This is a genomic window from Sphingomonas sp. 2R-10, from assembly GCF_030062225.1.
GTDB lineage: Bacteria > Pseudomonadota > Alphaproteobacteria > Sphingomonadales > Sphingomonadaceae > Sphingomonas.
Genome location: NZ_JASCXF010000009.1, coordinates 73,766 through 100,008, shown reverse-complemented (window position 1 = coordinate 100,008; position 26,243 = coordinate 73,766). Strand labels below are relative to the sequence as shown.

At 68.4% G+C, this 26,243-nt stretch carries 25 protein-coding genes and 1 tRNA gene; 13 read left to right on the top strand and 13 right to left on the bottom strand.

Going from position 1 to position 26,243, the window contains the following annotated elements:
• A partial coding sequence (locus QLH51_RS06330) for a pseudouridine synthase (protein WP_283514450.1) occupies window positions 1–521 on the bottom strand: 521 nt, incomplete at its 3' end.
• A gap of 31 nt (window positions 522–552) precedes the next feature.
• Window positions 553–1,365, bottom strand: a complete 813-nt coding sequence (locus tag QLH51_RS06325) for a DUF4253 domain-containing protein (RefSeq protein ID WP_125655967.1) — start codon at window positions 1,363–1,365, stop codon at window positions 553–555.
• Window positions 1,366–1,458: 93 nt separating this feature from the next.
• Between QLH51_RS06325 and fghA the strand changes: the two genes are divergently transcribed.
• Window positions 1,459–2,298 (top strand): S-formylglutathione hydrolase, encoded by an 840-nt coding sequence (gene fghA / locus QLH51_RS06320; protein ID WP_125655969.1) that lies wholly within the window; start codon window positions 1,459–1,461, stop codon window positions 2,296–2,298.
• A 142-nt stretch (window positions 2,299–2,440) separates the two neighbouring features.
• On the opposite strand, the gene QLH51_RS06315 is transcribed toward fghA, so the two are convergent.
• Window positions 2,441–3,154, bottom strand: coding sequence for a FadR/GntR family transcriptional regulator (locus tag QLH51_RS06315; protein WP_125655972.1), 714 nt, complete (start codon window positions 3,152–3,154; stop codon window positions 2,441–2,443).
• Window positions 3,155–3,257: 103 nt separating this feature from the next.
• Between QLH51_RS06315 and QLH51_RS06310 the strand changes: the two genes are divergently transcribed.
• From QLH51_RS06310 to QLH51_RS06300, 3 genes are read left to right on the top strand one after another with little or no spacing between them, the layout of a single operon-like run.
• The gene (locus QLH51_RS06310) at window positions 3,258–4,838 is read left to right on the top strand and encodes a sodium/sugar symporter (protein WP_125655975.1); all 1,581 of its coding nucleotides are present in this window, start codon (window positions 3,258–3,260) and stop codon (window positions 4,836–4,838) included.
• Entirely contained in the window at window positions 4,829–5,698 is an 870-nt protein-coding gene (locus QLH51_RS06305) for a 2-dehydro-3-deoxygalactonokinase (protein ID WP_125655978.1), read from the top strand. Before QLH51_RS06310 ends, QLH51_RS06305 begins: the two co-directional genes overlap by 10 nt.
• The gene (locus tag QLH51_RS06300; protein ID WP_125655981.1) at window positions 5,695–6,333 is read left to right on the top strand and encodes a 2-dehydro-3-deoxy-6-phosphogalactonate aldolase; all 639 of its coding nucleotides are present in this window, start codon (window positions 5,695–5,697) and stop codon (window positions 6,331–6,333) included. Before QLH51_RS06305 ends, QLH51_RS06300 begins: the two co-directional genes overlap by 4 nt.
• Window positions 6,334–6,617: 284 nt before the next feature.
• Here the strand turns inward: QLH51_RS06300 and QLH51_RS06295 are convergent, their stop codons facing one another.
• The 5 genes from QLH51_RS06295 to QLH51_RS06275 all read right to left on the bottom strand — a co-directional run bounded on the left by QLH51_RS06295 (window position 6,618) and on the right by QLH51_RS06275 (window position 10,621).
• On the bottom strand, window positions 6,618–7,013 hold the full coding sequence (locus QLH51_RS06295; protein WP_206428904.1) for a hypothetical protein: 396 nt from the start codon (window positions 7,011–7,013) through the stop codon (window positions 6,618–6,620).
• Complete coding sequence (locus tag QLH51_RS06290) at window positions 7,010–7,765, bottom strand: exonuclease domain-containing protein (protein ID WP_125655984.1); 756 nt, start codon at window positions 7,763–7,765, stop codon at window positions 7,010–7,012. The genes QLH51_RS06295 and QLH51_RS06290 overlap by 4 nt, the downstream gene beginning before the upstream one ends.
• Before the next feature lie 173 nt (window positions 7,766–7,938).
• Window positions 7,939–9,306, bottom strand: coding sequence for a phosphoglucomutase/phosphomannomutase PgmG (pgmG, locus tag QLH51_RS06285; protein WP_125655987.1), 1,368 nt, complete (start codon window positions 9,304–9,306; stop codon window positions 7,939–7,941).
• 256 nt (window positions 9,307–9,562) lie between these two features.
• Window positions 9,563–9,817: a J domain-containing protein gene (locus QLH51_RS06280; protein ID WP_125655990.1), complete on the bottom strand. Its 255-nt coding sequence runs from the start codon at window positions 9,815–9,817 to the stop codon at window positions 9,563–9,565.
• A gap of 6 nt (window positions 9,818–9,823) precedes the next feature.
• The gene (locus tag QLH51_RS06275) at window positions 9,824–10,621 is read right to left on the bottom strand and encodes a division plane positioning ATPase MipZ (protein WP_241217898.1); all 798 of its coding nucleotides are present in this window, start codon (window positions 10,619–10,621) and stop codon (window positions 9,824–9,826) included.
• Between the two features lie 84 nt (window positions 10,622–10,705).
• On the opposite strand from QLH51_RS06275, the gene panC reads away from it, so the two are divergent.
• Window positions 10,706–11,545, top strand: coding sequence for a pantoate--beta-alanine ligase (gene panC / locus QLH51_RS06270; protein ID WP_125655997.1), 840 nt, complete (start codon window positions 10,706–10,708; stop codon window positions 11,543–11,545).
• Window positions 11,546–11,790: 245 nt separating this feature from the next.
• Here panC and QLH51_RS06265 read toward each other — a convergent pair whose 3' ends face one another.
• Together QLH51_RS06265 and ppc are read right to left on the bottom strand one after the other, a co-directional pair.
• Window positions 11,791–12,525, bottom strand: a complete 735-nt coding sequence (locus QLH51_RS06265) for a glutaredoxin family protein (protein ID WP_241217899.1) — start codon at window positions 12,523–12,525, stop codon at window positions 11,791–11,793.
• A gap of 271 nt (window positions 12,526–12,796) precedes the next feature.
• Window positions 12,797–15,472 (bottom strand): phosphoenolpyruvate carboxylase, encoded by a 2,676-nt coding sequence (gene ppc / locus QLH51_RS06260; protein WP_125656000.1) that lies wholly within the window; start codon window positions 15,470–15,472, stop codon window positions 12,797–12,799.
• Window positions 15,473–15,598: 126 nt separating this feature from the next.
• Between ppc and QLH51_RS06255 the strand changes: the two genes are divergently transcribed.
• The gene (locus QLH51_RS06255) at window positions 15,599–16,042 is read left to right on the top strand and encodes a hypothetical protein (RefSeq protein WP_125656004.1); all 444 of its coding nucleotides are present in this window, start codon (window positions 15,599–15,601) and stop codon (window positions 16,040–16,042) included.
• Window positions 16,043–16,146: 104 nt separating this feature from the next.
• Here the strand turns inward: QLH51_RS06255 and QLH51_RS06250 are convergent, their stop codons facing one another.
• Window positions 16,147–16,827: an HAD family hydrolase gene (locus QLH51_RS06250; RefSeq protein ID WP_125656007.1), complete on the bottom strand. Its 681-nt coding sequence runs from the start codon at window positions 16,825–16,827 to the stop codon at window positions 16,147–16,149.
• Window positions 16,828–16,883: 56 nt separating this feature from the next.
• Between QLH51_RS06250 and QLH51_RS06245 the strand changes: the two genes are divergently transcribed.
• From QLH51_RS06245 to QLH51_RS06225, 5 genes are read left to right on the top strand one after another with little or no spacing between them, the layout of a single operon-like run.
• The gene (locus QLH51_RS06245; RefSeq protein WP_125656010.1) at window positions 16,884–17,993 is read left to right on the top strand and encodes an ABC transporter permease; all 1,110 of its coding nucleotides are present in this window, start codon (window positions 16,884–16,886) and stop codon (window positions 17,991–17,993) included.
• Window positions 17,990–18,838, top strand: a complete 849-nt coding sequence (locus QLH51_RS06240; RefSeq protein ID WP_125656013.1) for an ABC transporter ATP-binding protein — start codon at window positions 17,990–17,992, stop codon at window positions 18,836–18,838. Before QLH51_RS06245 ends, QLH51_RS06240 begins: the two co-directional genes overlap by 4 nt.
• A complete protein-coding gene (locus QLH51_RS06235; RefSeq protein WP_125656016.1) occupies window positions 18,838–19,803 on the top strand; it encodes an MlaD family protein in 966 nt (321 codons plus the stop codon). The genes QLH51_RS06240 and QLH51_RS06235 overlap by 1 nt, the downstream gene beginning before the upstream one ends.
• 22 nt (window positions 19,804–19,825) lie before the next feature.
• Window positions 19,826–20,404: an ABC-type transport auxiliary lipoprotein family protein gene (locus QLH51_RS06230; protein WP_206428906.1), complete on the top strand. Its 579-nt coding sequence runs from the start codon at window positions 19,826–19,828 to the stop codon at window positions 20,402–20,404.
• 12 nt (window positions 20,405–20,416) lie between these two features.
• The gene (locus tag QLH51_RS06225; RefSeq protein ID WP_125656020.1) at window positions 20,417–21,031 is read left to right on the top strand and encodes a LysE family translocator; all 615 of its coding nucleotides are present in this window, start codon (window positions 20,417–20,419) and stop codon (window positions 21,029–21,031) included.
• 3 nt (window positions 21,032–21,034) lie between these two features.
• On the opposite strand, the gene QLH51_RS06220 is transcribed toward QLH51_RS06225, so the two are convergent.
• A complete protein-coding gene (locus QLH51_RS06220) occupies window positions 21,035–21,895 on the bottom strand; it encodes a peptidylprolyl isomerase (protein ID WP_125656023.1) in 861 nt (286 codons plus the stop codon).
• A gap of 91 nt (window positions 21,896–21,986) precedes the next feature.
• Here QLH51_RS06220 and QLH51_RS06215 point away from each other — a divergent pair.
• A tRNA-Ser gene (locus tag QLH51_RS06215) sits at window positions 21,987–22,077 on the top strand.
• A gap of 104 nt (window positions 22,078–22,181) precedes the next feature.
• On the opposite strand, the gene QLH51_RS06210 is transcribed toward QLH51_RS06215, so the two are convergent.
• Window positions 22,182–23,354 carry a TetR/AcrR family transcriptional regulator gene (locus QLH51_RS06210; RefSeq protein ID WP_164516094.1) on the bottom strand — a complete coding sequence of 391 codons (1,173 nt, stop codon included), beginning with the start codon at window positions 23,352–23,354 and terminating at the stop codon, window positions 22,182–22,184.
• Between the two features lie 219 nt (window positions 23,355–23,573).
• Here QLH51_RS06210 and QLH51_RS06205 point away from each other — a divergent pair, with 219 nt between their 5' ends.
• The gene (locus QLH51_RS06205) at window positions 23,574–26,237 is read left to right on the top strand and encodes a TonB-dependent receptor (protein WP_125656029.1); all 2,664 of its coding nucleotides are present in this window, start codon (window positions 23,574–23,576) and stop codon (window positions 26,235–26,237) included.
• The last annotated feature ends 6 nt before the right edge of the window (window positions 26,238–26,243 follow it).

Below are 26,243 nucleotides of genomic sequence, written 5' to 3'. Positions count from 1 at the left end.
GGCGCCACCCCCTCGACGCTCCACCCCCCGACCTGCCAGCGCACCAGCCGCAGCGTCGGCAGCCCGACCGCCGCGGTCATCCGCCGCACCTGCCGGTTGCGCCCCTCGCGGATCGTGATCGACAGCCAATGGTCGGGCACGGACTTGCGGAAGCGCACCGGCGGCACCCGTTCCCACAGCAGCGGCGGATCGATCGCAGCGACCTCCGCCGGGCGGGTCGGCCCGTCGTTCAGCGTCACCCCGCGCCGCAGCCGGTCGAGCGCCGCATCGTCCCGCGCCCCTTCGACCTGTACCAGATAGGTCTTTGGCAGCTTGAACCGTGGGTCGGCGATCCGCGCCTGCAAGCCGCCATCGTCGGTCAGCAGCAGCAACCCTTCGCTGTCGCGGTCCAGCCGCCCGGCGGGGTAGACGCCGGGCACGGCGACATGGTCCGACAACGTCGCCCGCGCCCCCCCGGTCCCGCGATCGGTGAACTGCGACAGCACGCCATAGGGTTTGTTGAGCAGGATCAGCCGCGCCATGGCCGCTCCTTCGCAAGTCCCGCGTGGCCGTTCAATCCCACCAGAAGAACCACCAGTCGCTGGCCATCAGCGTCGCGGCCAGCGCCTCGATCGTACCCACCCCCTGATCGACCGTGTCGGGACAATATGCATAGCATTCGCTCGCTACCGCCAAAGCTTCCACGCCATCCGTCGGCCGCCGTTTCACCCGCAGGTTGATCGTATCGCGGTTGATGCCGACCAGTTCCGCACCATGGCGTTCCTGCCAGCCGCGCAACGCCGCACATTGATAGGCGGGCGGCGGACAGCCGTTCCAATTGCCCCAGCGCAGATAGGCCGGCACCTCCCAACCATGCGCGGTCGGCAGCGTGACGATATGGACCCTGGCGAACGTCCGCCCGTCCAGCAGGTTGGTCGCGACGGTAAGGTCCATTGCCGCGACATCGTCGGGCCACGGACCGCTGGCCGGCCGCCTGTCCGGATCAGATCCGTTCCAGTTCGCCAGATCGCGTGGCATGGCGATCGTCCGGCTGGTCGCGATGACCTGCGCGACGGGCGGCACCGGCAGGTCCTGTGCACCCGGCGTCAGCACCGATGGCGTATCCATGCTGAACTGGTCGCAGATCGCATACAGTCCTTCATCGTCGCCGACGATCACCGGCCAGCCCTTGCCCTCCGCCCGGATGCGCTCCCACGCCGCCAGTGCCTGCGTACCCGGCACGGTCGTCACCGGATAGGGAAAGGCCGCGCGCAATCTCGCTTGTGCCTCGCGCATCTGCTGCTCCATCGGGTCGGGCGCCTGCGCCGGCGCGCGCGCCGCGGTGATCAGCGCCAGCAGCCCCGTGATCCAGTTGCGTCGCGTCATCCAAACCCCCTGTCGCCTGCGCCGGGGAACCGCCTGTCCCCCCGAACCGTCCTTGCCCTATAGCCCGGTCGCAGCCCATTACGGAGAGCGCAGATGAAAACCGTTTCGACCGCCCGCGCCCATGGCGGCACGCAGGGCGTGTACGCGCATGAATCGACCGCCACCGGCACGACCATGACCTTTTCGGTGTTCGTGCCGCCGCTGGAACCCGGACGGCGCGCGCCGATCCTGTGGTATCTCTCCGGGCTGACCTGCACCCACGCCAACGTCACCGACAAGGGCGAGTTTCGCGCGGCTTGTGCCGAACACGGCATCGCCTTCGTCGCGCCCGACACCTCGCCGCGGGGGGCGGACGTCCCCGACGATCCGGACGGCGCATGGGATTTCGGGCTGGGCGCGGGCTTCTATGTCGATGCGACCGAGGAACCATGGGCGAAACACTACCGCATGCGGTCCTATGTCGAGGACGAACTGCCCGCACTGATCGCCGCCGGGTTTCCGATGCTGGACGGCGCGCGCCAGGCGATCACCGGCCATTCGATGGGCGGGCACGGCGCGCTGACCATCGGCTTACGCAACCCCGACCGCTTCCGCTCGGTTTCCGCCTTCGCGCCGATCGTCGCGCCGTCGCAGGTGCCGTGGGGCGAAAAGGCGCTGGGCGGATATCTGGGCGACGACCGTTCGGCGTGGCGCGGCGCCGATGCGGTCGCGCTGATCGAGGATGGCGCGCGGATCGGGGAAATCCTGATCGATCAGGGCGACGCCGACGATTTCCTGTCCGACCAACTCCGCCCGGAACTGCTGGCAAAGGCGTGCGCCGACGCCGGGATCGACTGCACGCTGCGGATGCAGCCGGGCTACGACCACAGCTACCACTTCATTTCGACCTTCCTGCCCGACCATATCCGCTGGCACGCCGCGCGGTTGCGGTAGGCGCGGATCGAGCGAACGCAACGACCGGCCAGCGGCGACCGTACCTCCGCAGGCGGGGGTCCAGCGCCAGGCAGAACGACGGTCGCGCTCGCAACCCCGGCCCCCCGCCTGCGCGGGGGTACGACAGGGCAGATGCGAACTGCTACCCCTCCCCGCCGCGTACCTCGATCAGGACCAGCACGTCGCCGATCAGCGCGCGCATCGCCTCCCGCGCCGTCACCGGATCGCGCGCGGCGATCGCGTCGGCCACCGCGGCGTGTTGCTCGACGCTCGCCGACCGGCCGACGATGGTGTTGGTGAAGCGGATCGAGGTGCCCAGCGCGGTCGCCACCATCTCGCGGAACTGCGCATAGAACGGGTTCTTCGCCGCCAGCAGGATCGCGACGTGGAACTCGATGTCGGCGGCCAGCGGGTCGTCCTCGCCGCGCTCGGCCGCGGCCATCCGCGCCAGCCCTTCGGCGATCCGCGCCATATCCTCCTCGTCCGCCGCCACCGCCGCCAGCGCCGCCGCCTCGGGCTCGATCGCGACGCGCAGCTGGTTGAACTGGCGCAGCAGCTCGACCGAGAATTTCCGGTCGAGCAGCCAGTGCAGCACGTCGGGGTCGAACAGGTTCCACGCCGATGCCGGGCGCACGACCGTCCCCTGCCGCGGACGCGCGCTCACCAGCCCCTTGGCGGTCAGCATCTTCACCGCCTCGCGCGTGACCGACCGGCTGATCCCGTGCACCTTGCCGATCTCCGCCTCGGTCGGGAACGGCCGGTCGTCATATTCGCCGGTCACGATCGCCCGGCCCAGCGTGTCGAGCATCGCCCGGGTCAGGTTTCCGCCGGGCATCCCGCTCATCCGCACCGCCATCGACCGCACCTTCTCCGTTTCCCGCGTGCCGCTTCGTGCTGGACACATCGCATTCGTCGTATAATTGTCCGCGCCAAAGCACCAGAGGGCGGGGAGGAATAGCATGCGTCTCTCGACGATCGATCTGGTCGTGGTGATTGTCTACGCGATCGGCATCTTCGGTCTCGCGCAGTGGGTCAGCCGCGACAAGGGGGGCCATCAGAAGGACTCCTCCGACTATTTCCTCGCCTCCAAGTCGCTGCCGTGGTGGGCGATCGGCGCATCGCTGATCGCAGCCAACATCTCGGCCGAACAGATCGTCGGCATGGCCGGGTCGGGCTATGCCATCGGCCTCGCCATCGCATCGTACGAATGGATGGCGGCGCTGACGCTGCTGATCGTCGGCAAGTTCTTCCTGCCGATCTTCCTGCGCAACGAAATCTACACGATGCCGCAGTTCCTCGAACAGCGGTACGGCCCGTCGATCCGCACGCTGATGGCGGTGTTCTGGCTGGCGCTGTACGTGTTCGTGAACCTGACCAGCATCATCTGGCTGGGCTCGATCGCGGTGACGCAGGTGGCGGGCATCGACCAGACGGTGGCGCTGGTCGGCCTCGGCCTGTTCGCGCTGCTGTACCAGTTGAAGGGCGGGCTGAAGGCAGTGGCGCTGACCGACATCGTACAGGTCACGCTGCTCGTGTTCGGCGGCCTCACCATCTCCTGGCTCACCCTGTCGCAGATCGGCGGCGATGGCGGGGTGATCGGCGGCTTCCACGAACTCACCCGGCGCGCGCCCGAAAAGTTCGACATGATCCTGTCGCGCGACAATCCGTTCTACAAGGATCTGCCCGGCCTGTCGGTGCTGATCGGCGGCATGTGGATCGCGAATCTCAGCTACTGGGGCTTCAACCAGTATATCATCCAGCGCGCGCTGGCCGCCAAGTCGCTGCCCGAAGCGCAGAAGGGCATCGTGTTCGCCGCGTTCCTCAAACTGCTGATGCCGCTGGTGATCGTCGTGCCCGGCATCGCCGCCGTCGTCCTCGCGCCCGACCTCGCCAAGCCCGACGAAGCCTATCCGACGATGATGCGACTGCTGCCCTCGGGGCTGCTCGGCCTCGTCTTCGCCGCGCTGATCGCCGCGATCATCGCGTCGACCGCGTCGAAGATCAATTCGATCGCGACGATCTTCACCCTCGACCTCTATGCCAAGCGCACCAGCCAGAGCGGGGCGATGGACGCCGCGCAGGAACGCAAGCTGGTCCGCATCGGCCGCATCGCCGCCAGTGTCGCGATCCTGATCGCGATCGTCGCGGCCAGACCGCTGCTCGGCGGCGCGGATCAGGCGTTCCAGTTCATCCAGGAATTCTCAGGGTTCTTCACCCCGGGCATCACCGTCATCTTCCTGCTGGGGCTGTTCTGGAAACGCGCGACCGAAGCCGGCGCGATCGGCGCGGCAGTCGCGTCGGTCCTGCTGTCATGGGCATTCCGCACCATCGCGCCGGGCATTCCGTTCATGGACCGGATGGGCCTCGTGTTCCTGCTCAGCCTCGGCCTCGCGGTCGTCCTGTCGCTGGCGATGAAGGGGCGTGGTGACGCCAACCGGATCACGATGGACGGCGTGCGCTTCGGCACCTCTACGGGCTTCAACATCGCCGGGGTCGGCGTCGTCCTGATCCTGATCGCGCTGTACGCGACATGGTGGTGAGCCCGTTAATCGCCCTCGACTGGGGTACGACCAACCGCCGCGCCTACCGCGTCGAGGACGGCCGGATCGCGGCGACGCTCCGGTCGGCGCAGGGGGTGTCGACCACCCCGGCCGATGCCTATCCGGGCGAACTGGCGGCGATCCGCAGCGAACTGGGCGACCTGCCGGTGCTGATGGCGGGGATGGTCGGGTCGACGATCGGCTGGCGCGTGGCGCCCTATGTCGCGGTGCCCGCCGGTATCGACGACATCGCCGCCGCGCTGACCCGGATCGACGACCGCACCGCGATCGTCCCCGGCCTGTCCTTCACGCAAGGCACCCGTGGCGACGTGATGCGCGGCGAGGAGGTGCAGCTGCTCGGCGCGGCGCTCGCCGGACAGGTGCCTGCGGACGCGCTGCTCTGCCAGCCCGGCACGCACTGCAAATGGGTCGAGCTGCGGGACAACCGCATCGCCGCCTTCACCACCGCGATGACCGGCGAACTCTTCGCGTTGCTGCGCGCGAACGGCGTCCTCGCCCCGCAACTCGCCGCGCCCGTGCAGGCCGACGACGCGTTCCGCGAGGGCGTCCGCGAAGGCGCGAAGCGCGACCTCGCCACCAGCCTGTTCGGCATCCGCGCATCGCACGTCCTCGGCCTGCGGGACGATACGCACGCCGCCTCCTATGCCAGCGGCCTGCTGATCGGCGGCGATGTCGCCGCGCGGATCGACGGCGGCCGCGACGTCCACCTCGTCGCAGATGGCGATCTCGCCACCCTCTACGCCACCGCGATCGAGACACTGGGCGGCCGGGCCCTTGTCAGCGGGTGCGAGGCTGCCTTTATCGCCGGTATCACCCAGATTCGAAAGTTGTCCGCATGACCCATCTGGCCGCCTTCGACGCCGCCTTCGCCCGCCTGCCGCTCGTCGCGATCCTGCGCGGAATCCAGCCGCACGAGGTCGACGCGGTCGGCGACGCGCTGCTCGACGCCGGCTTCACCATCGTCGAAGTGCCGCTCAACTCGCCCGATCCCTATGAGAGCATCATCCGCCTGTCGAAGCGCCTCGACGGCTATGCCGCGGTCGGCGCGGGCACGGTCCTGACCGTCGAACAGGTCGACCGGGTCGAGGCGGCGGGCGGCACGCTCATCATCTCCCCCAACGCCAACCCGGCGGTGATCTCGGCGGCGGCGGAGCGCGGGCTGGTCGCCATGCCCGGCATCGCCACCCCCACCGAAGCCTTCGCCGCGCTCGACGCCGGTGCCGCCGCGCTGAAACTGTTTCCCGCCGAAACCGCCAGCCCGGCGGTGATGAAGGCGATGCGCGCCGTCCTGCCGCGCGACGTGCGGATGCTGCCGGTCGGCGGGATCGTGCCATCGGTGCTGGCGGACTGGCATCAGGCGGGCGCGGCCGGCTACGGCCTCGGCTCGGCGCTGTACGTGCCGGGCATGGACGCCGCCACGGTCGGCGAACGCGCGCGGGCGTTCGTGGCGGCGTGGAACGCGCTGGAGAAATAGGCGTCGGTTGGCCGTGACGGTCGCTCAGCGCAGGCCGGGGCGGGGCGGCGGGCGCGCGCCAAGCTCTCGCACCGTACTCCCCGCGAAGGCGGGGGTTCAGCGCCAATCAATCGTCGCTATGCGGCCTCAGGATAGAGCAAGCGCTCCTCTCCCCTACGCGATCCGTTCGGTTCGAGCAGCTTCGAGCGAAGTCGAGAAGCGTCCGTCGAGAACGCAGCGTTCGGGCAACGCCTTCTCGACAGGCTCGAAGCAAACGGAGAGGTAAAGTTGAAGGAGGCGGCAGGCTACCGCCCGACCAGTTCCACCACCCCGACCTCGACCACCGGCACTTCCCACGGATGGACCGCGACGATCGCCGCCAGCGCCGCGTCGATATCCGCACCTTCGGCGGCATAGCTCTTTACCACCACCGTCGGCACGACCTCCGCCGCACCGGCCTGCCCCGCCGCCGGCACCGCAGCGACGCCGGGCACGAAGCTCTCCAGCCCGAACCCCAGTTCGAACACGCCGCGATACGGGCCGATCGCGCCCAGCACGTCGCTGCCGCGGATCACGGCCACGACGCCCGCCAGCACCGGATCGTCGGCCAGTGCCGCCGCCTCGCCCGCCTGCAACCGCGCCAGCACGTTGCCCGACACCGGACAGTGCACCCGCACGACCTGCATGCGCGCACGCGTCACAGCAACAGCCAGTCGTTGCGGTTGCGCTTCACCTCGCCGCCACCCTGCCGCCGCGCCAGTTCGGTCTCGGCGGTGAAGCGCACATCCTCGTCGCGATCGGTCAGGAAGCCGTCGAGCGAATCGTCGTCGATCTCGGTCCACGCCCGTCCGCGATCGGGGCCGTAGCGCACGCGCGGCAACAGCCCGGGCTGGCGCGACCATTCGAGCAGCTGCGCGACCGACGCCTCGTTCAGCATGTCGCGCAGGTGGAATGCGGTCACATAGGCATCGGGGAACGCCCGGTGCGCCGGCAGCCCGCGTTCGTGCTCGATGCCGTACGGCTTGCGCCAGTATCGCAGCATCTGGTTCGAAAACCCCGGACTGTCGGGCCACAGCCGCAGCGCGCATTTCCACGTGCATATCCACTCGGCGCCGTGGGTCAGCTGCGCGGTGCAGAATTTCTGTTCGAAATCCGCACGATGCGCCGCCAGCGCCAGCCGCTTCGGGTACGGGTCGAGCACGCGGCGCGCGATATCCTGCCACCACGGCGCATCGGCGACCTGTTCGTCGAGGATATGGTGCACCGCCTGCGTCACCGCCGGGATCGGCCGGCCGGGATTGACGAAATAGGCGCCACCCTCGCCCGACAATTCCCAGCGCCCGTCCTCGCCCAGGGCCACATCCTGCCAGCCGACCTCGCACACGCCATGCACCGGCGGGGCCTGCCCCGTGGTTTCGAGGTCGACGACACGGATGATCTGCGCTTGGGCCATAGGGTCCAGATGGCGCGTCGGGCCGCGAAAAGCCACCCCGCGTCAGACCAGAACCGTTCATGCCGAGTAGAGACTGAGCTTGTCGAAGGCTCGTATCGAAGCACCCTTGGCGGTCCTTCGATACGCCGCTTCGACAAGCTCGGCGGCTACTCAGGACGAACGGATCGGGCTTACTACCCCCGCATCACGCCCGACGCCGCCAGCTGCGCATCCACCTCCGCCAGCAACCGCGCCAGCCCGGCTTCGTCGCGCGCCTCGGCCCGCGCGGTCAGCACGTCCTGCGTGTTCGACGCGCGCAGCAGCCACCATCCGTCCGCCGTCGTCACCCGCGCGCCATCGGTCGTGTTCACCGCCGCGCCCGCCGCCTGCAACCGCGCCAGCACTTCGTCGACCACCGCGAACTTGCGCTCCTCGCTTACCTGAAAGCGCAGCTCGGGCGTGTTGACCATCTCGGGCATCGCATCGCGCAGCTCGGTGAGCGACCGCCCGCTCAGATGGATCGCGCGGATCAGCCGCACCGCGCCGTACGGCGCATCGTCGAACCCATGATCGTCGCCCCCGAAAAAGATATGCCCCGACATCTCGGCCGCCAGCGGTGCGCCGGTCTCGCGCAGCTTGGTCTTCATCGGACTGTGCCCGGTCTTCCACATCAGCGGCACGCCGCCCAGTTCGGCGATCCGGTCGAACAGCGCCTGGCTGGCCTTCACGTCGGCGATGATCGTGGCGCCCGGCGTTTCCTTCAGCGCCGGTTCGGCAAGGATGGCGAGCAGCTGGTCGCCCCACAGCACCCGCCCCCGCCCGTCGACCGCGCCGATCCGGTCGCCGTCCCCGTCGAAGGCCAGTCCGAAATCGAGCTGCTTCTCGGCGACAAGCCGCTGCAGGTCGACGAGGTTCTTCTCCTCGGTAGGATCGGGATGGTGGTTGGGAAAATGTCCGTCGACATGCGTGAACAACAGGTGATGCTCGCCCGGCAGATGCCGGACCAGCGCCTCGATGACCGGGCCGGCGGCACCGTTGCCGGTGTCCCAGCCGATGCGATAGCTGCCCCCGGCATAGCCCGCGACCAGCCGTCCGACATAGGCGTCGGTGAAATCATGGTCCGAAACGGAGCCTTCCCCGTCGTCCCATGCGCCCGCCGCCGCCATCTCCCCCAGCCGCGCGATATCGTCCCCGAAGAACGGACGATGCTGCATCACCATCTTGAAGCCGTTGTAATCGGCGGGATTATGGCTGCCGGTTATCTGTATGCCGCCATCGACCTCCAGCATCGCCTCGGCATAATATAGCATCGGCGTCGGGGCGAGGCCGATGCGGACGACATCGACCCCGCTCAGCGTCAGCCCCGTGACCAGCGCCGTCTCCAGCTCCGGCGACGACACCCGCCCGTCGCGCGCCACGACGACCCGCGTCCCGCCGGCCCGCCGCAGCAGCGTCGCGAAACACCGCCCGACCGCGGTCGCATCCGCCACCCCCAGCGTCCGCCCGACGATGCCGCGAATGTCGTACTCCCGCAGCGAACTTGGGTGGAAATTGTGGGACATACGGGAAATCCTGCCGGTTGAGGGCTGGCGACCTTATGCTGAAGCGGTCGGGCTGAGTAGGGGAAGAAGTCAGGGGTTCGCGCGGAGGCGCGGAGACGCGGAGGAGGTCAGCCCCGCAGCGACCCCATCGCTATCGATAGACCATATAGACCGCTGCAACCGGGCTTGAAGCCCGCTGGCGCGGGTAACGTCGCGCCAAACGCGACCCCTCCGCGTCTCCGCGCCTCCGCACGAACCCCTAGCTTCTTCTAACCCCTCAATGCCGCAACCGCCCCAACAGCACGTCCCTCGCTGCGTTGATCCGCCGCGCCAGATCCGCCGATCCGCCCCGGTCGGGATGCACCGCCTGCATCAACCGCTTGTGCGCCGCGCGGATCTCGCCGGGCTTCGCACCCTTCGCGACGCCCAGGATCGCCCGCGCCTCCGCTTCGCCACCCACCTTCTTCGGTTTCGCGCGCAGCCACAGCCAGAAGGCCAGCACGATCGCAACGATCAGGACCAGCTTGACCATCGGGCGTCAGGCGGCGGCCGGCGCGCCGTGCGGTTCGGGCAGTTGCAGCCCGCCCATCATCTCGCGCAGTTCCTGCCGCGCGGCGACATGCGCCAACCCCATCTCGCCCAGTTCGTTGCGGTCGAGCATCGTCAACCCCGACGGGAACAGCTCGCGATAGATCACCCGCTCCGACAGCCCCGGCGTGACGCGGAACCCGACCCGCTTCGACAGCTGGTTGATCGCCTCCGACACGCGGCGCATGTTGCGCGCCTCGATATGCTGCAACCGGTTGCGCAGCACGACCCAGTCGATCGTCGACCCGTCGATCTTCGCGCGATGCTTGCGCGTCTCCCAGATCAGCTCGGAATAGAAACTCGGTCGCGTCACCTTGAACGTGTCGGGATCGACCTGCCCGATCAGGTCGAAATCGACGAAGCTGTCGTTCATCGGCGTGACCAGCGTATCGGCGTTGGTCACCGCGATCCGCGCGAAGCGGTCGTCGCGGCCCGGCGTGTCGATGACCATATATTCCGCCTGCTCGCCCAGCCGGCCGAGACAGTCGTTGAACCACGCCATGCTTTCGCCGTCGTGCGTCTCGTACACCGGCATCGGCAGGTCGCGTCCGGTCCGCCTGATCGTCTCGGCCCGGTTGTCGAGATAGCGGCCCAGCGTCCGCTGGCGATGGTCGAGGTCGAAACACGCGACGCGCGCGCCCTTGGCCGCCAGCGCGATGGCCACATGGACCGCCGTCGTCGACTTGCCGGTGCCGCCCTTTTCATTGGCGAACACGATGACGTGCAACCGATCCGAAGCTTCGTCCAAAGCGCACTTACCCAAGCTTGTTGATCCGCGGCGGCATGCCCCATAGAAGCCGCCTCCCCCGTCCATATCGAAGGGCCATCGGCCGTGCAAATTATCCGTCGACTGGAGGCGCTGAATGAAGCGCTTGGTCTCTATGCCCAGGCGGGCGAGGCCGTGGCGCTGGTTCCGACCATGGGCGCGCTCCATGCCGGGCACATGGCGCTGGTCGACGCCGCGCGCCGCCGCGCGCCGCGCGTCGTCGTCTCGATCTTCGTGAATCCCAAACAGTTCGGTCCGAACGAGGACCTCGCGCGCTATCCCCGGCGCGAAGCGGCCGACGCGCAGATGCTGGGCGAAGCGGGCGTCGACATATTGTGGGCACCCGAGGTCGAGGAAATGTACCCGGCGGGCTTCGCGACCAACATCGGTGTCGCCGGGGTGAGCGACGTCCTCGACGGTGCGCACCGCCCGGGCCATTTCGACGGCGTCGCCACCGTCGTGACCAAGCTGTTCGGACAGGTCCGTCCTGCGGTAGCGCTGTTCGGGGAAAAGGATTTCCAGCAGCTCGCCGTCATCCGCCGCCTGACCACCGACCTGAACCTGCCCGTGGAGATCGTCGGCGTGCCGACCCAGCGCGAGGACGACGGCCTCGCCCTCTCCTCCCGCAACATCTACCTCGACGAGGGCGAACGCGCCCGTGCCGTCACCCTGCCGCGCGCGCTGGGCGAGGCGAAGCGCGCGATCGAGCGCGGCGACGACGTGGCGACCGCGCTATCCGCCGCGATCGCGACGCTGACTCGGGCGGGCTTCGATCCCGACTATGTCACGCTGGTCGACGCCGAAACGCTCGCCGACCCGATCCGCGGCCAACCGGCACGCCTCCTCGCAGCGGCAAAGCTCGGTACGACGCGCCTGATAGACAACATCGCGGTGGCGTTCGCATAGCCTGCTCCGTCACCCCAGCGCAGGCTGGGGTCTCCCGGTTACGAAGCGGACCGGTCGCCGCAGGAAGAAAGTTGGTTCACGCGAAGGCGCGGAGACGCGGAGGAGGTTGCGCCGCCGGCCAACGCCCCCCGCGCAAGCGGCCTCATCGCAAGCGTGCAGCGCGCGATATCGTCTCCCGAACGCGGACGATCCCCGCGAATGCAACTCTCCGCGCCTCCGCGCCTCCGCGTGAACCAGACCTTCTGCTACATCCGCACCAGCATCCACAACGCCATCGCCACCATCAGCACATTCTCCAGCAGCGACACGAACCCCAGCGGCACGTTGCTGTTTCCCCCGACGCAGGCGCATTTGAGCGAGCGTTTCTCGACATAGACCGCCTTCACCACCGACACCGCGCCGATCGTCCCGATCACCAGCGCCACCGGAACCGCGATCCACAGCAGCGCACCCGCGATCATCAGCACCCCCGCCAGCCCTTCCGCCCACGGATAAACCCACGCATAGCGCACCACCCGCTGCGCCAGCAGGTCGTAGTTCAGGAACCCGTTGGCGAACCCGTCGATGTCGCGCAGCTTCTGCAACGACAACAGGCACATCGCGATGCCAACGAACCACTCGGCCGCCCGCATCGTGAACACGTCGCCGAACGCCGAGAAACTGGCCGCCCCGGCGATCGCCGCTGCCATGCCGAAGATCGCCGCGACCGGCGCATAGGTCGTCGCCCCGGGATCGCGGACCTTCAGCCCCAGGAACCGGCGCAGGTCGTCGTGCCCGCCGATCCGCTGTCCATCGATGAAGGTCTGCGGCGTGGTCTTCACGCCATGCCCGGCCTTGAACGCATCGACCTGCTCGCGGGTCGTCAGGTGCCGGTCCTCGACCGCATAGCCGTGCCGCCGCAACAGATCGAGCGCGCGCCTGCCGAACGGGCAGACGTGATCGGGCATCACCATGCGGTACAGGGTAGCGGTCCGGGCCATGCGTCCTCCTTGTCGATGCAATGCGGGATACGCAGCCGGCACGGTCATCCCGCACGATGCGCTTTCCTACAGCGCACCAATTTGTCAGGCTCCGGCGGCTTTTTGACATCGCCGACATCCTCCCGCCGCTTGGGGGAGAAACAACCGTACCCCCGCGCCGGCGGGGATACGCCATAAGCACGAACCGTCGCGAGTGTGACCTTTGTGACCTTTGGCCCATCGCCACCCGACACGCAAACCGCGCGCGAGTGTGACTTTCGTGACCTTTGGCCTACCCGCTGTTGCGCAGCGCGGTCGCGATCGCATTGATCGACAACAGGATTCCTTCGCCGATCCGCGCATCCGCCTCGCCGGCACGGTGGCGCTTGAGCAGTTCGATCTGCAACAGGTTCAGCGGCTCGATATAGGGCGTGCGCAGCCGGATCGACGCTTCCAGTGCCGGACTCTTCTCCAGCAGCCGCGTCTGGCGCGTCACCGACAACAGCCCGTCATGCGTTTCCTGCCACCCCTCCCGGATGCGGCCGAAGATCGCCTCCGACAGCGCCTTGTCCTCGACGAGGCCGGCATAGCGTGCCGCGACGTCCATGTCGGACTTGGCCAGCACCATCTCCATGTTCGCCAGCGTCGCGGCGAACAGCGGCCACGCGCTCGCCATCTCGCGCAACAGCCCCTTGTCCTCGAACCCGCGCAGCGCCGCGCCGACCCCGTACCACCCCGGCAGCATGATCCGCGCCTGTGCCCAGCTGAACACCCACGGGATCGCGCGCAGATCCTCGATCGCGTCGGACTTCTTCCGGCTCGCCGGGCGCGATCCGATCTTCAGGCCGGCGATCTCGGCGATCGGCGTCGCCTGGCGGAAGAAGGTCGTGAACCCCTCGGTGCCATAGACGAGGCCGCGATAGGCGCGGAACGCGGTGTCCGACAGCGTGTCCATCGCCGCCGCAAAGCGCGCCGCATCGGCCGGATCGACCGAATCGGGCTCGAGGCTGGCGAGCAGCGTCGCCGACGTCATCGCCTCCAGATTCGTCACCGCGCTGTCGCGCGTGCCGTATTTCGCGGCGATCACTTCGCCCTGTTCGGTGATGCGGATGCGGCCCTGCACCGTGTCGTGCGGCTGCGCGCGGATCGCGGCGAACGACGATCCCCCGCCGCGCCCGACCGCGCCACCGCGGCCGTGGAACAGCTGCATGCCGATGCCCGCTTCCTCGAACACCGGCGCCAGCGCGGTCGACCCCTTCGACAGCTGCCACGTCGACGTCAGATACCCGCCGTCCTTGTTCGAATCGGAATAGCCGATCATCACTTCCTGATGCCCGCGCGCGCGGGTGATCGCCGCGACCTCGGGCAGCTTCAACCACCTGGTCATGATGGCGGGCGCGGCTTCCAGATCGGCGACCGTCTCGAACAGCGGGATCGCCATGATATGCGCCTGCGGCGTCTCGCCGGGGACATAGAGGCCCGATTCCTTGAGCAGCAGATGGACCTCCAGCAGGTCCGACACCGACTGCGCCATCGACACGATATAGTGCCGGATGCACTCGCGGCCGTAGCGGGCATGGGCATCGGCCGCCGCGCGCAGGATCGCCAGTTCGGACGCGGTCTGCTCCGAATAGTCGGCATAGGGGCTGACCAGCGGACGCGGACTTTCCAACTCGCGCCGCAGCAGCGCGACCCGCGCCTCCTCGTCCAGCGCGACATAATCCGCCTCGACGCCCGCTACCTTGAGCAGCTCGGCGACGACGCTCTCGTGAATCACGCTGTTCTGTCGCATGTCGAGCGTGGCGAGGTGGAAGCCGAACGTCTCGACCGCGCGGATCAGCCGGCCGAGCGCACCGCCGGTAGACAGCGGCCCGTTGCCCTGCTGCACCAGCCCGCGCGCCAACGTGGCAAGGTCGGCGCGGAACGCGGCGGGATCGGCATAGGGTTCGCCGGTCAGGTTGCCCGGACGCGGCGCGGCCTTGCCGGTCAGCTTCTGGTAGGTGGCGGCAAGGCGCGCATAGACGCCGCTGATCGCCCGGCGGAACGGCTCGTCGGCGCGCGATGCGGCATTGTCGCCGCTCTTGTCGGCCAGCGCCGCGATCGCCGCGTCGACCGCGACATGCTCGGTCGAGATCGACAGTTCCGCGCCGAGGCTGTGGAGCTGGTCGAGATAATAGCCCAGCACCGCCTCGGCCGCCCTGGCCAGCGCGAGGCGCATCGCGGCGGCATCGACGAACGGGTTGCCGTCGCGGTCGCCGCCGATCCAGCTGCCGGGCTTCAGGAACGATGGCGGCCGCTCGCCCAGCACCCGCTCCCACCGCGCGTACAGCGCGGGCAGCGTCGGCAGGAACACGTCGCGCAGGTAGCTCAGCGCCGTCTCGACCTCGTCGGCGACGTACAGCCGCTCACGCCGCAGCACGCGGGTCTGCCACAGCAGCGCGATCTGGCGCAGGATCGCCTCGTCCACCCGGTCGCCCTCGGGCGTTTCCTCGGCGCCGTGATCCTTGAGCAGCATCAGGTCGGCGATGCGGTTCTTGTGGTCGATCATCGACTTGCGCCGCACCTCGGTCGGGTGCGCGGTCAGCACCGGTGCGATCAGCGCCTGGTCGAGCAGCGCCAGCACCGCCTCGCGCCCGATCCCTCCGGCCTTCAGCTTCTCGATCGCGGTCGCGACGTCGGCGCCCGGCTCGGCGGCGATCCCCTGCCGGTCCTCGGCCAGGTTGGCGAGCATCGAGAACAGCATGAACCCGCGCACGAACGCGATCGTGTCGTCGAGGCTGAGGCTGTCGAGCCCCAGCTCGATGCCGTCCGCGCCCGCCACGCCCCGGTGCCGGTCGACCGACGTGGAACGGATATGCTCGATCCGCTTGAACAGCGCCTCCCCGCCATAGGTGCGGATGACATCGCCCAGCAGCCGGCCGAGGAAGCGGATGTCGGGATTGTTCGTGATGGGGGGCAGAGTCGTCATGGCCACTTGCTGCAATGCGGCAGGATGCGGGTCAAGGCATGATGACTGCCATGGCGCGAAGTGCCGCCATCGCGTAGGGCATGGGCGCTGCACCCGTTCGCGGCGGACCGTTCGAGGGAATTACCGATGACGACGCCGATGACCGCCTGGTGGCAGATCTGGACCGACAGCGCGAGGACCGGCCTGCGGCTGTGGGAAACCATGGCGGCGTCCGCCGTGGTGATCGACCGGCGGATGCCGATGATCGATGCCGGCATGCGCAATCCGTGGACCGCCGATCATGTCGAACTGACCGGCATGGTCACCGAAAAGGCGCAGGCCTTCGCCAGGGCGGGCGATTCGATGGCGCACGACATGGCGGCGATGCAGCGGCTGTGGATGCAGGTCGTTCAGGACGCGTGGTCGATCGGTACTGCCGGACGGGTACCGTCGCCTACGCGGATCGCGGCGGGCAATGATCGCGCGATGCGGCTGGCAGCGGGGATGATCGGTGCCGGTGGACGCGCGCTGAACCCGATCCACGCCACGGCGACCGCGAATGCCAAACGGCTTAGTCCGCAGAAAAAGTGAGCGCTCGCTCACAAAAATTGAACCGTTCGCCGTACGTAACGTTTAGCCGATCGATCCAGGGTCCACGTACGAGCCGCGCCATTCCCATTTTCCCGCCCACTGCGTCACGTCCGCCAGTCGAGTACCGGCCAGCCGCGCTTGCGTGCCAGCGCTTTCAGCGGGGCATGGGCGTTGACCGGAAACGGTTCGTCGGCCCAGTCGAACACCGGCGCGTCGGATACGTGGTCGCTGTAGAAGCGGACCGCCACATCGCCCCGCGCGATGCCCTGTCCCGCCGCCCACGCCTCGATCGCGCGCAGCTTGGCCGCGCCGTAGCAGTTCTCGCCGTCGATCCGCGACAGCACGTCGCCCGCCGCGCCCCGCGCGCTGTCGGTGGCGATCACCGCGTCGAAGTCGAGCAGCGTGGCAATCTCCTGCGCATAGAAGCGGTAGGAGGCGGTCGCGAGCACCAGCATCCGCCCCTCCGCCCGGTCCGCCTCGATCCGCGCCCGCGCGCCGTCGAGCAGGCCGGTGGCGACCGTCGCCCGTGCAAAGGCGCGCGCCGTCTCGACCAGCCGCGCATCGGGCACCGCGCGGCCCAGCACCAGCCGGTGGGTCATTTCCTTCAACCGGTCGCGGCCATAGAGCTTCAGCGCATAGCCCGCGACCGCGACGCCGGCGACCGGCAGCAGCCACAGCGCGCCCCGGTCACGTTCCTTGAGCGCATGGCGCAGGAACGGCGTCCAGGTCGCGACGCGGGTGATGGTCTTGTCCATGTCATAGATGGCGAGGTCGCGATGGCCCATGGCGTACGCGCGTACCACCTTGCCGCGGCGCCGCAAATCGCCGATGGGTGGCGGTGATGAGCGCCTCCGCCGATTTTTCGCACGACCGGGCCGATGGCGGCGGCGTGCTGCGTTTCACGGGCGACCTGTCGCTCAGCGCTGTCGGGGACCTGCCCGAACGGCTGAACGCCGTCGACGGCCCGGTTTCCCGTATCGACCTGTCGCAGGTCGACCGGATCGACACCGTCGGCGCATGGCTGGTCCATCGCTTCGCCCGCGACCGCGACGTCACGATCGACGGGCTGAACGCCGACAGCCAGCATCTGTTCGACCAGGTTGCTGCGGCCGACGATCCCGTCGTCGCCAAGCAAAAGGCGCTGAGCCCCCCCTTGCGCGTGCTGGAGGAGGTCGGCGACGCCGTATCGGGCAGCGCGAAGCAGTTGCTCGGCCTGCTCGGCTTCATGGGCGCGACCGTCATCGCCTTCATCAACGTGCTGCGCCATCCCCGGCGCTTCCGCTTCAACGCGACGGTGCAGCGCTTCGAGGTCGTCGGCGTCTCGGCGCTCGGCATCATCGGGCTGATGAGCTTCCTGATCGGCATGGTCATCGCCCAGCAGGGCGCGGTGCAGTTGCGCCAGTTCGGCGCGGAAGTGTTCACGATCAACCTGATCGGCCGCCTGACCTTCCGCGAACTGGGCGTGCTGATGACCGCGATCATGGTCGCGGGCCGTTCCGGTTCGGCCTTCGCCGCGCAGCTCGGCACGATGAAGCTGACCGAAGAGATCGACGCGATGCGCACGATCGGCGTCTCGCCGATGGAGGCGCTGGTCCTGCCGCGCGTCATCGCCGCGATCGTCATGATGCTGCTGCTCGGCTTCTACGCCTCGATCGTCGCGATCATCGGCGGCGGGCTGCTCAGCTGGGCGCAGCTCGGGATTCCGCCGATCACCTTCGTCACCCGCATCCGCGAAGTCGTACCGATCACCGACCTCTATATCGGCCTCATCAAGGCGCCGGTGTTCGGTGCGATCATTGGCATCTCTGGCTGTTTCCACGGGATGCAGGTCGAAGGCGACGCGGAACAGGTCGGCGGCCGCACGACCGCGGCGGTGGTGCAGGCGATCTTCCTCGTGATCGTGCTCGACGCGTTCTTCGCCATCTTCTTTGCCTGGATCGGATGGATATGAGCGACGACGACGCCATCATCCGCGTCCGCGGCCTGAAGAACCAGTTCGGCGAACAGGTGATCCATGAGAGTCTCGACCTCGACGTGCGGCGCGGCGAAATCCTCGGCGTGGTCGGCGGGTCGGGTACCGGAAAGTCGGTGCTGATGCGCTCGATCATCGGCCTGCAGACACCCGCTGCCGGCACGATCGAGGTGTTCGGCGAGAATACGATCGGCCGCGAGGAAACCGAAGCGACCGAAATCCGCAAGAAATGGGGCGTGCTGTTCCAGGGCGGGGCACTGTTCTCGACGCTGACCGTTGCCGAGAACGTGCAGGTGCCGCTGAAGGAATTCTACCCGAAGCTCAAACCCGCGCTGCTCGACGAGATCGCCGGGTACAAGGTCGTGATGACCGGCCTGCCCGCCAATGCCGGCCCCAAATACCCGTCCGAACTGTCGGGCGGCATGAAGAAGCGCGCCGGCCTCGCCCGCGCGCTGGCGCTCGACCCGCAGCTGTTGTTCCTTGACGAACCGACCGCCGGGCTCGACCCGATCGGCGCGGCGGCGTTCGACGAACTCACCGCATCGTTGCAGAAGACGCTGGGGCTGACCGTCTTTCTCATCACCCATGACCTCGACACGCTGCACGCCATCTGCGACCGGGTGGCGGTGCTGGCGGACAGGAAGGTCATTGCCGTCGGCACGATCGACGAACTGCTCGCGCTGGACCATCCGTGGATCCAGGAATATTTCAACGGACCCCGTGGCCGTGCCGCCACCGATGCGCAGGAACGCATCGCCAAGGCGCAGGACCACCCCCGCGATCCCGGCACCCAGCCGGTCTCGCCGCAAGCCCAGAGGCGCTGATGGAAACCCGGTCGAACCATGTCCTAGTCGGCGCGGTGGTGCTGATCCTGCTGGTCATGCTGGCGCTGTTCACCGTGTGGCTTGCCCGCGTCGGCGGCGGCAGCGAAAAGGAATATGACGTCTTCTTCAAACAGGCGGTCGACGGCCTCGCCAAGGGCTCGCCCGTCTCCTTCTCCGGCGTGCCGTCGGGGCAAGTGGAGGACATCGCGCTGTGGCCGAAGGATCCACAGTTCGTCCGCGTCCGCCTGAAGGTGAAGGAAGAGACTCCCGTCCTGCTCGGCACCACCGCGACGATCGTCGGCAGCTTCACCGGCGTGTCGACGATCACGCTGGACGGTGCGGTCAAGGGCGCACCGCCGATCGCCTGCCCCGAAACCAACCGCGAACAGTCGTGCCCGATGGGCGTGCCGGTCATTCCGCCGAAGGCCGGCGGCGTCGCCGCGCTGCTGAGCTCGGCGCCACAGCTGCTCGAACGCGTGACGACGCTGACCGAACGGCTGGCGGACGTGCTGTCGGACCGCAACCAGAACTCGATCGCCGCGATCCTCGACAGCACCAACCGGCTGACCGACGCGCTGGCCGATCGCGGTCCGGAAATCGCCGCGACACTGGCCGAGACCCGCATCGCGATCCAGCGCGCGGGCGTCGCCTCGCAGCAGATCGGCGAGCTGGCGGCCACAACCAACGGCGTGCTGGCCAACGACGTCCGGCCGACGATCCAGCAGCTCAACCGCACCATCGCCAGCGCACAGAAGAGCGCCGACACGCTCAACGACGCGATCGGCGAGGCGAAGCCGGGGCTGCAAGCGTTCAGCAAGCAGACCATTCCGCAGGTCAACCAGCTGGTCGGCGACCTGCGCGCGATGACCGGTGCCCTCGCTTCGGTCGCCGAAAAGCTCGATCAGGGCGGCGCCACCGCGCTTGTCGGTCGCTCGAAGCTGCCCGATTACGACCCCAAGAAGTGACGCGGACGATATGAGGCCCCCCATGAAGAAGCTGTCCGTTCTGCTCCTCCTGCCGCTGGCAGCCTGTATCCGCTTCGGTGCCGAGCCGCCGCCCGCGCTGCTGACGCTGACCCCCGCGACGCCGATCGCCGCGGGGCAGACCCAGACCTCGGCCGCGGCACGCTCGATCACTGTGCAGGTGCCGGTCGTGCCGCAGGAGCTGGCGGTCAACCGGGTGCCGGTGCAGTCGACACCGACGACCATCGCCTATGTCAAGGAAGCGCAGTGGGTAGAACCGCCCGCCCGCCTCTTCGCACGGCTGGTGTCGGACACGCTGACGTCGCGCGCGAACATGGTGGTGCTCAGCCCGCGCCAGGGCTTCACCGATCCGGGCGCACAGCTGACCGGCGAACTGCGCGAATTCGGCATCGACGCGACCCGCAACGAAGCCGTCGTCGTCTATGACGCGACGCTCCAGCGCGTCGGCGCCACCACCTTCGAAAAGCGCCGCTTCGAAGCGCGCGCGCCGGTCGCCACGATCGACGCGAACAGCGTCGGCCCGGCGATCAATCAGGCGGCGAACACCGTCGCGACCGCCGTCGCCGACTGGGTCCGGGGCTGACGGACGGCGGCGATGGCGCTGCATGGCTGGTTGCTGTTCGTAGCGGCGGTCGTCGTGCTATGTGGAACGCCGGGGCCGAACATGCTCCACGTCCTGACGCGCAGCGTCGCGCTGGGCTGGCGTGGCAGCGTGCCGGCGATGGCGGGGTGCCTGACGGCGCTGGTGGGGGTTCTTGCCGCGTCGGCGGCGGGACTGGCGGCGGTGCTGAGCGCGATGCCCGGGCTGTTCGACGTGTTGCGCTACGCCGGCGCCGCCTATCTCGCCTGGCTGGGTTTTCGCGCATGGACCGCGCGGTCGGCGCCGGTCGATCTTGCTTCTGCCGAACTGCCCCGCGCGCACCTGTTCCGCGGCGGCTTTCTCGTCGGGATCAGCAACCCCAAGCTGCTGCTGTTCGCCACCGCGTTCCTGCCGCAGTTCGTCGACCGATCCGCCCCGCAAGCCCCGCAGTTCGCGATCCTCGTCGCGACCTTCGCACTGGTCGAATGCCTGTGGTACGCTGCCTATGCGCTGGGCGGCATCTCGCTGGCGCGCCATCTTGCCGGCCCGCGGGTCCGCCGCTGGTTCGACCGCGCGACCGGCGGGATCTTCGTCGGCTTCGGCACCGCCCTGCTCGTCGCGCGCGCCTGACCGTCAGGCTGAGGCCTTGCGTACCGGCGGCATCGCGTTGCACACATCCGCCCCGCCCGCCGGCACGGTAAAGAAGGGCGGCTCGCGGCTCTCGCGCCCGCGCAGCCACGCCGCGAACCGGACATTGTCGGCGGCACGATATTGATAATGCGGCCGCGTCGCGGCGGGCAGGTCGCTGGCCAGCCGCACCGACAGGATCGGCGTCGGCGCCTGATCCGGCGCGTAAAATCCCAGATTGCCGGTCCCGCGCGGCAAGGACGACAGATGTTCGATCCCCTCGATCACCCGCCCGACCAGCGCGATATTGCGGTCGAGGTGGCGCGGCGCATGGCCGATGACCGTATAGAGTTCGGCGCCGCTCCCGGTGCTCGGCGCCAGGTCGCGACCTACCCCGACCATCGCATAGCAATGCGTCAGCCACGCGCCCGTGCCGTCCCCCGCCACCGGCCAGCCATCCGCGCTATGCCCGCTCTTCGCCGCATAGGGATCGGGTCGCGTCATCCGCGTGACGGCATCATAGCGGCTGCCGACATATTCGGGCGGCGGATTGGCGACGACCCCGGCGGGCAGCGGCTTCTTCTCGGTCACGTCGCCCCATTGCGCGACATAATTGTCCTGAACGCGGTAGACCGACGTGCCGTCCCACCAATGCGCGCGCGCCAGCGTACGCAGGTTGGCGACATGCACCGGGGCATAACGCGGGGCCAGCCGGATCACGACCCGCCGGTCCCCGGCAAGCGTCATCACCAGCAGTTCGTCATCGGGGATCGCCCGCCAATCGGCCGCAACCGGGTCGGAGGAGGACGGCGCGGCGGCCGGTGCGGCGGCCTGAAGCAGCGCCGCGATCAGGGGAGCGAGGATCATCGGCACATCGTGGCACGCGGGCCACCCGTCCCGCAACTGCCGCTTGCACGAAACCCCGCCGCGCCCTAGGGAACCCACCTCCCGGCAATGCGGAGCGGTGGCCGAGTGGTCGAAGGCGCTCGCCTGGAAAGTGAGTATACGTCAAAAGCGTATCGAGGGTTCGAATCCCTCCCGCTCCGCCACCTGGTCGCCTGACCCGCTTTGCGGCTGGCGAGATTCATCGCGCGATCGCAGTTTCGCCGATGCGATGTCTCGCCATAGCGTCGCACCCGCCGTCGCGCGATGCCTATCGCCCCGACAACCGGTCCAGTATCGTCACCACGCCCTCGTCCAGCCTGGGCGTTCCGCCCCCCGTCAGACGCGCGCGGGTCTGGCCGGAGAACAGGGCCGACAGCAGCGCGCCGTCCGCCGCCGAAGGGACGCGGCCGGTCGGAAGGATCGCGCGCAGATGACGGATCGACGTCCGCCCGCGCAGGTAGCGCAGTTGCGCGGCGAAGGGCTGCAATGCCGGATCCCGCGACGCCGCCAGCGTCAGTTCGAAGAACGCCCGCAGCGCCAGGTCGTCGCCGGTGCGTTCGGTCCGGCTGGCGATCAGGTCGACCGGCGCGTCGCCATCGCCCAGTGGACGGACGATCTGCCGGTACAACGCCTCGCACGCCGCCCGCAACAGGTCGGCGCTGCTGCGGAACCGGCTGGAGACGATGCCCAGCGTCTGCTCTGCTTCCGCGGCGACCGCGCGGTGGGTCAAGCCGGGAACGCCGCGTTGCGCCACGGTGCGCGCCGCGGCGGCGGCGATCCGTTCGGTCGCCGCATCCCAGTCGGGCACGGCCGGCTGCCCGGCCAGTGCCTCGCGAATCGCCAGCATACGCCACGGCGCGGGCATCCCGGCGCGCCCCTCGATCCATCCGGCCCATGTCGCACAAAGCTCGGCCATTGCCGACCGGTCGATCAGCCGCCGCCAGCGCACCAGATGCAGCGACGTCTCGCCATCGAACAGCAGCACCACCGACGGCGCCAGCGCACCGACCCCGAACCGGTCGCAGATCGGCTGCCAGAACTCCGTCAGCAACCGCCATCCCGCCTGCGCCACGCCCTGCCAAGCGGCGTGACGCATCGCCTGCGACTGGACCTCGCGCCAGGCATAGGCAAGCCCGCGCCGCTCCTCACACCAAGCATCGATCGTCGCCGCGAGCAGGTGGGCGAGGTCCGCCGCCCCGCCCGTCGCGCCGGCCAGCAGCCGCGCCTGCGTCGCGAACCAGTCACTCGCGCGTGCCATCACCGTATCGGCGGCCAGCAGCAACAGCCCGTCCATTTCGCCGAAATGATGGTAGATCGACGAAACCGGTATCGCGGCGTCGCGCGCGACGCCGCGTGCGGAAATGCCGGCCGTCCCGGCAACTTCCCATTCCCGGATGACCGCGCCGATCAACCGGTCGCGCGTGGGCTCGTTCGCGTGCATGGGCATGAGATAGGCCGTCGATACCCTGAAGTCTCGTTGATACGTTCGTTCTATTCGTTTTGCGGCATGCCGAGGAAGCTGGACCAGCTCCCGCGCCATCAAGCGATAGCTTGACCTTAGTTGTACGCAAATGTCACGGAACTGACGTCGTACTGACGACGTGCTGCAATACATATGTTCTAGCGACGCCCCCAGCAAATATTTCCGGGGGAAAAGACCATGCCGACGTTCCAGCAGACCACGGTGTCGGGCGTCGCCATCGCCGTCGCTACCATCGCCGCAATCCCTGCGTCCGCGCAGCAGCTTGCGATGTACGCGACACCCGCCGGCGACGCGGGTTCGCCGGCCGGAGATCCGGCGGCGTCCGACGAAATCGTCGTCACCGGTTCGATCGTCGAGGCGCAGCGCTCGTCGATCCGTCAGAAGCGGATGGCGGACAACGTCGTCGACATCGCCGCCGCCGATGCCGTCGGCCGCTTTCCCGACCAGAATAGCGCCGCGGCGCTCGCCCGCCTCCCCGCCGTCGCGGTGCAGCGCGACCAGGGGCAGGAACGCTATATCCAGGTGCGCGGCGCGCCGAACCGCTGGACCTCGGTCAGCATCGACAATGTGCCGGTCATCGGCGTCGACGAGGGCGGCACGACCCGTGCCTATCGCTTCGACGCGATCCCGGCGGTGTTGCTGAGCGGCCTCGCCATCAACAAGTCGCTGACCTCGAACCTGCAGGCGGAGGCGATCGTCGCCAATATCGATCTGCGCACCTATTCGCCGATGAGCGAGAAGGGGCTGAGCGTTCAGGGGGATCTCGGCTACGGCGTGATGGGGCTGGGCAGCGGGGAACAGCGGCAGGGGTCGCTCCGCGCCAGCTGGTCGAACGACGTCTTCGGCGTGGTGCTGGGCGGGTCGCATTATCGGCGCCACCAGGTGACCGACAATCGCGAGGTCGGACTGTACGACGAACCCACCGGCGCCAGCGATACCCAGTTCGGCCCGACCGAGATCGACATCCGCAGCTATCGCCTGATCCGCGAGAACAACGGCCTGTTCGCCGGCGTGGAGTACCAGCCGGTCGAAGGCCAGCGGCTATGGGCCAAGGCGATCTACACCGACTTCGGCGACAACGAACAGCGCAACCAGTACGAACTGCGCCTCGACCGCGCGGCATCCGGCACGCGCAACCTGACCGCCGGCGATCTGGTACGGGTGCCGGTGCGCGGCACGTTCAACGACGGCCGGTATCTGACCCGCAACTACATCAATACCATCGGCGGTGAACTGGACGGCCCGAGCGGGTTCAAGGCCGCGGTCGCGCTCAACTATACCCGGACCGAGAACACGACCTACCTGCCGCTGGTGCAGGCGAGCACGCCGGCATCGGCCTCGCCGTCGCTGACCTATGATTTCAGCGACCCGCGCTTTCCCTTCGTACAGCTCTACGCCACCAATGCCGGCACCGTGCCGGGGCGCGGTGCGCCGCTGCCGGGCTTCGACCAGCGCACGCTCGCCGGCCCGATCGCGATCATCGGGCGGCAGGACAGCTTCACCGACAGCTATACCGTCAAGCTCGACCTGTCGCAGGAACTGGGTGCGGTCACGCTGTCGGCGGGTGGGCTCTATGCCGACCGCACGATCACCGGCTTCACCTTCGCTACTGCCAATATCGTCAATCTCGCCAGCTTCCCCGCCGGGTCGGGGCTGGTCTTCGACGTGAACCGCTACGTCACCGACCAGCGGTGGGATACCGGCTTCCCGCTCGGCTTCACGCTGAACACCATCGATAACAAGGCGATGCGCCGCGACCTCGATACGATCCTTGCCCGGCTGCGGACGCTCGGCACCTATGATCCGGCGCGCGACGTTCCGGTCAGCAACCGCTATGCGCTCGGCGAGAAGCTGCTCGCAGGCTATGGCATGGCTAGGCTGGCGTTCGACGGTGGACAAGTCGTCGCGGGCCTCCGCGTCGAGCATTTCGATCTGGACAATCGCGGTACCGCGACGCTGGCGGGCGGGCGCCCGCAGCCGCTGTCGGTCGGCCAGCGCTATACCGACCTGTTCCCGAGCGTGGACACGCGCTTCGACCTGACCCGCGCCCTCGTCTTCCGCATCGCCGGACAGCGCGGCATCGCCCGCCCGTCCTTCGGCGAGATACGCGTCGGATCGTCGATCGACGACACCGCCTCGCCCGGGCAGATCGGCGGCGGCAACCCGACGCTGCGGCCGGAATATACCTGGGGAATCGACAGCAGCCTGGAATATTACCTGCCGGGCAGCGGCATCCTGTCGGTCGCGGGCTTCCACCGCTGGGTCGACAACGTGCTGTACGGCAATACCCGGCGCGTCGGCAGCGATGCGTTCGACGCCGGCGGCATCGATCGATCGAACTACCTCCTGTCGTCGACGTTCAACGGCAAGGCGGGAACGCTCTACGGCGTCGAACTGAACTACCAGCAGCAATTCGCCTTCCTGCCCGGCGCGCTCGACGGTTTCGGGTTCCAGGGCAATGTGACGCTGATCGACGGGAGCTTCGACACCGCGGAGCGGCAGGACATCCGCTTTCCGGGCACGTCGAACCGTATTGCCAACGCCTCGCTCTACTACGAAAAATTCGGCCTGTCGGCGCGGGTCAGCTATCAGCATCGCACCCGCTGGCTCGATACGCTGGGGGGCCTGGGGCTGGGCGGCGGCAGCGACGAATATCGCGCCGGCTACGACAATGTCGACGTCGCGATCCGCTATGCCGTGACACCGAACCTCTCGCTGTTCGCCGATCTCAACAACCTGACCGACGCCGTCTACTCGGCGTATCAGGGCAACGCCGGGCGTCCGACCGAGGTCGAGCAGATCGGCCGCCGCTATCTGGGCGGCATCCGCTTCAATTTCTGACCCGCC

Coding starts and splice junctions, on each gene's coding strand:
- QLH51_RS06255 (WP_125656004.1), top strand. CDS start 15,599: ATGACGACGCCGATGACCGCCTGGTGGCAGATCTGGACCGACAGCGCG.
- QLH51_RS06210 (WP_164516094.1), bottom strand. CDS start 23,354: ATGCACGCGAACGAGCCCACGCGCGACCGGTTGATCGGCGCGGTCATC.
- pgmG (WP_125655987.1), bottom strand. CDS start 9,306: ATGTCCCACAATTTCCACCCAAGTTCGCTGCGGGAGTACGACATTCGC.
- QLH51_RS06235 (WP_125656016.1), top strand. CDS start 18,838: ATGGAAACCCGGTCGAACCATGTCCTAGTCGGCGCGGTGGTGCTGATC.
- QLH51_RS06290 (WP_125655984.1), bottom strand. CDS start 7,765: ATGGCCCAAGCGCAGATCATCCGTGTCGTCGACCTCGAAACCACGGGG.
- QLH51_RS06225 (WP_125656020.1), top strand. CDS start 20,417: ATGGCGCTGCATGGCTGGTTGCTGTTCGTAGCGGCGGTCGTCGTGCTA.
- QLH51_RS06205 (WP_125656029.1), top strand. CDS start 23,574: ATGCCGACGTTCCAGCAGACCACGGTGTCGGGCGTCGCCATCGCCGTC.
- fghA (WP_125655969.1), top strand. CDS start 1,459: ATGAAAACCGTTTCGACCGCCCGCGCCCATGGCGGCACGCAGGGCGTG.
- QLH51_RS06250 (WP_125656007.1), bottom strand. CDS start 16,827: ATGGGCCATCGCGACCTCGCCATCTATGACATGGACAAGACCATCACC.
- QLH51_RS06315 (WP_125655972.1), bottom strand. CDS start 3,154: ATGGCGGTGCGGATGAGCGGGATGCCCGGCGGAAACCTGACCCGGGCG.
- QLH51_RS06300 (WP_125655981.1), top strand. CDS start 5,695: ATGACCCATCTGGCCGCCTTCGACGCCGCCTTCGCCCGCCTGCCGCTC.
- QLH51_RS06325 (WP_125655967.1), bottom strand. CDS start 1,365: ATGACGCGACGCAACTGGATCACGGGGCTGCTGGCGCTGATCACCGCG.
- QLH51_RS06220 (WP_125656023.1), bottom strand. CDS start 21,895: ATGATCCTCGCTCCCCTGATCGCGGCGCTGCTTCAGGCCGCCGCACCG.
- QLH51_RS06245 (WP_125656010.1), top strand. CDS start 16,884: ATGAGCGCCTCCGCCGATTTTTCGCACGACCGGGCCGATGGCGGCGGC.
- QLH51_RS06265 (WP_241217899.1), bottom strand. CDS start 12,525: ATGGCCCGGACCGCTACCCTGTACCGCATGGTGATGCCCGATCACGTC.
- QLH51_RS06310 (WP_125655975.1), top strand. CDS start 3,258: ATGCGTCTCTCGACGATCGATCTGGTCGTGGTGATTGTCTACGCGATC.
- QLH51_RS06280 (WP_125655990.1), bottom strand. CDS start 9,817: ATGGTCAAGCTGGTCCTGATCGTTGCGATCGTGCTGGCCTTCTGGCTG.
- QLH51_RS06240 (WP_125656013.1), top strand. CDS start 17,990: ATGAGCGACGACGACGCCATCATCCGCGTCCGCGGCCTGAAGAACCAG.
- QLH51_RS06230 (WP_206428906.1), top strand. CDS start 19,826: ATGAAGAAGCTGTCCGTTCTGCTCCTCCTGCCGCTGGCAGCCTGTATC.
- ppc (WP_125656000.1), bottom strand. CDS start 15,472: ATGACGACTCTGCCCCCCATCACGAACAATCCCGACATCCGCTTCCTC.
- QLH51_RS06305 (WP_125655978.1), top strand. CDS start 4,829: ATGGTGGTGAGCCCGTTAATCGCCCTCGACTGGGGTACGACCAACCGC.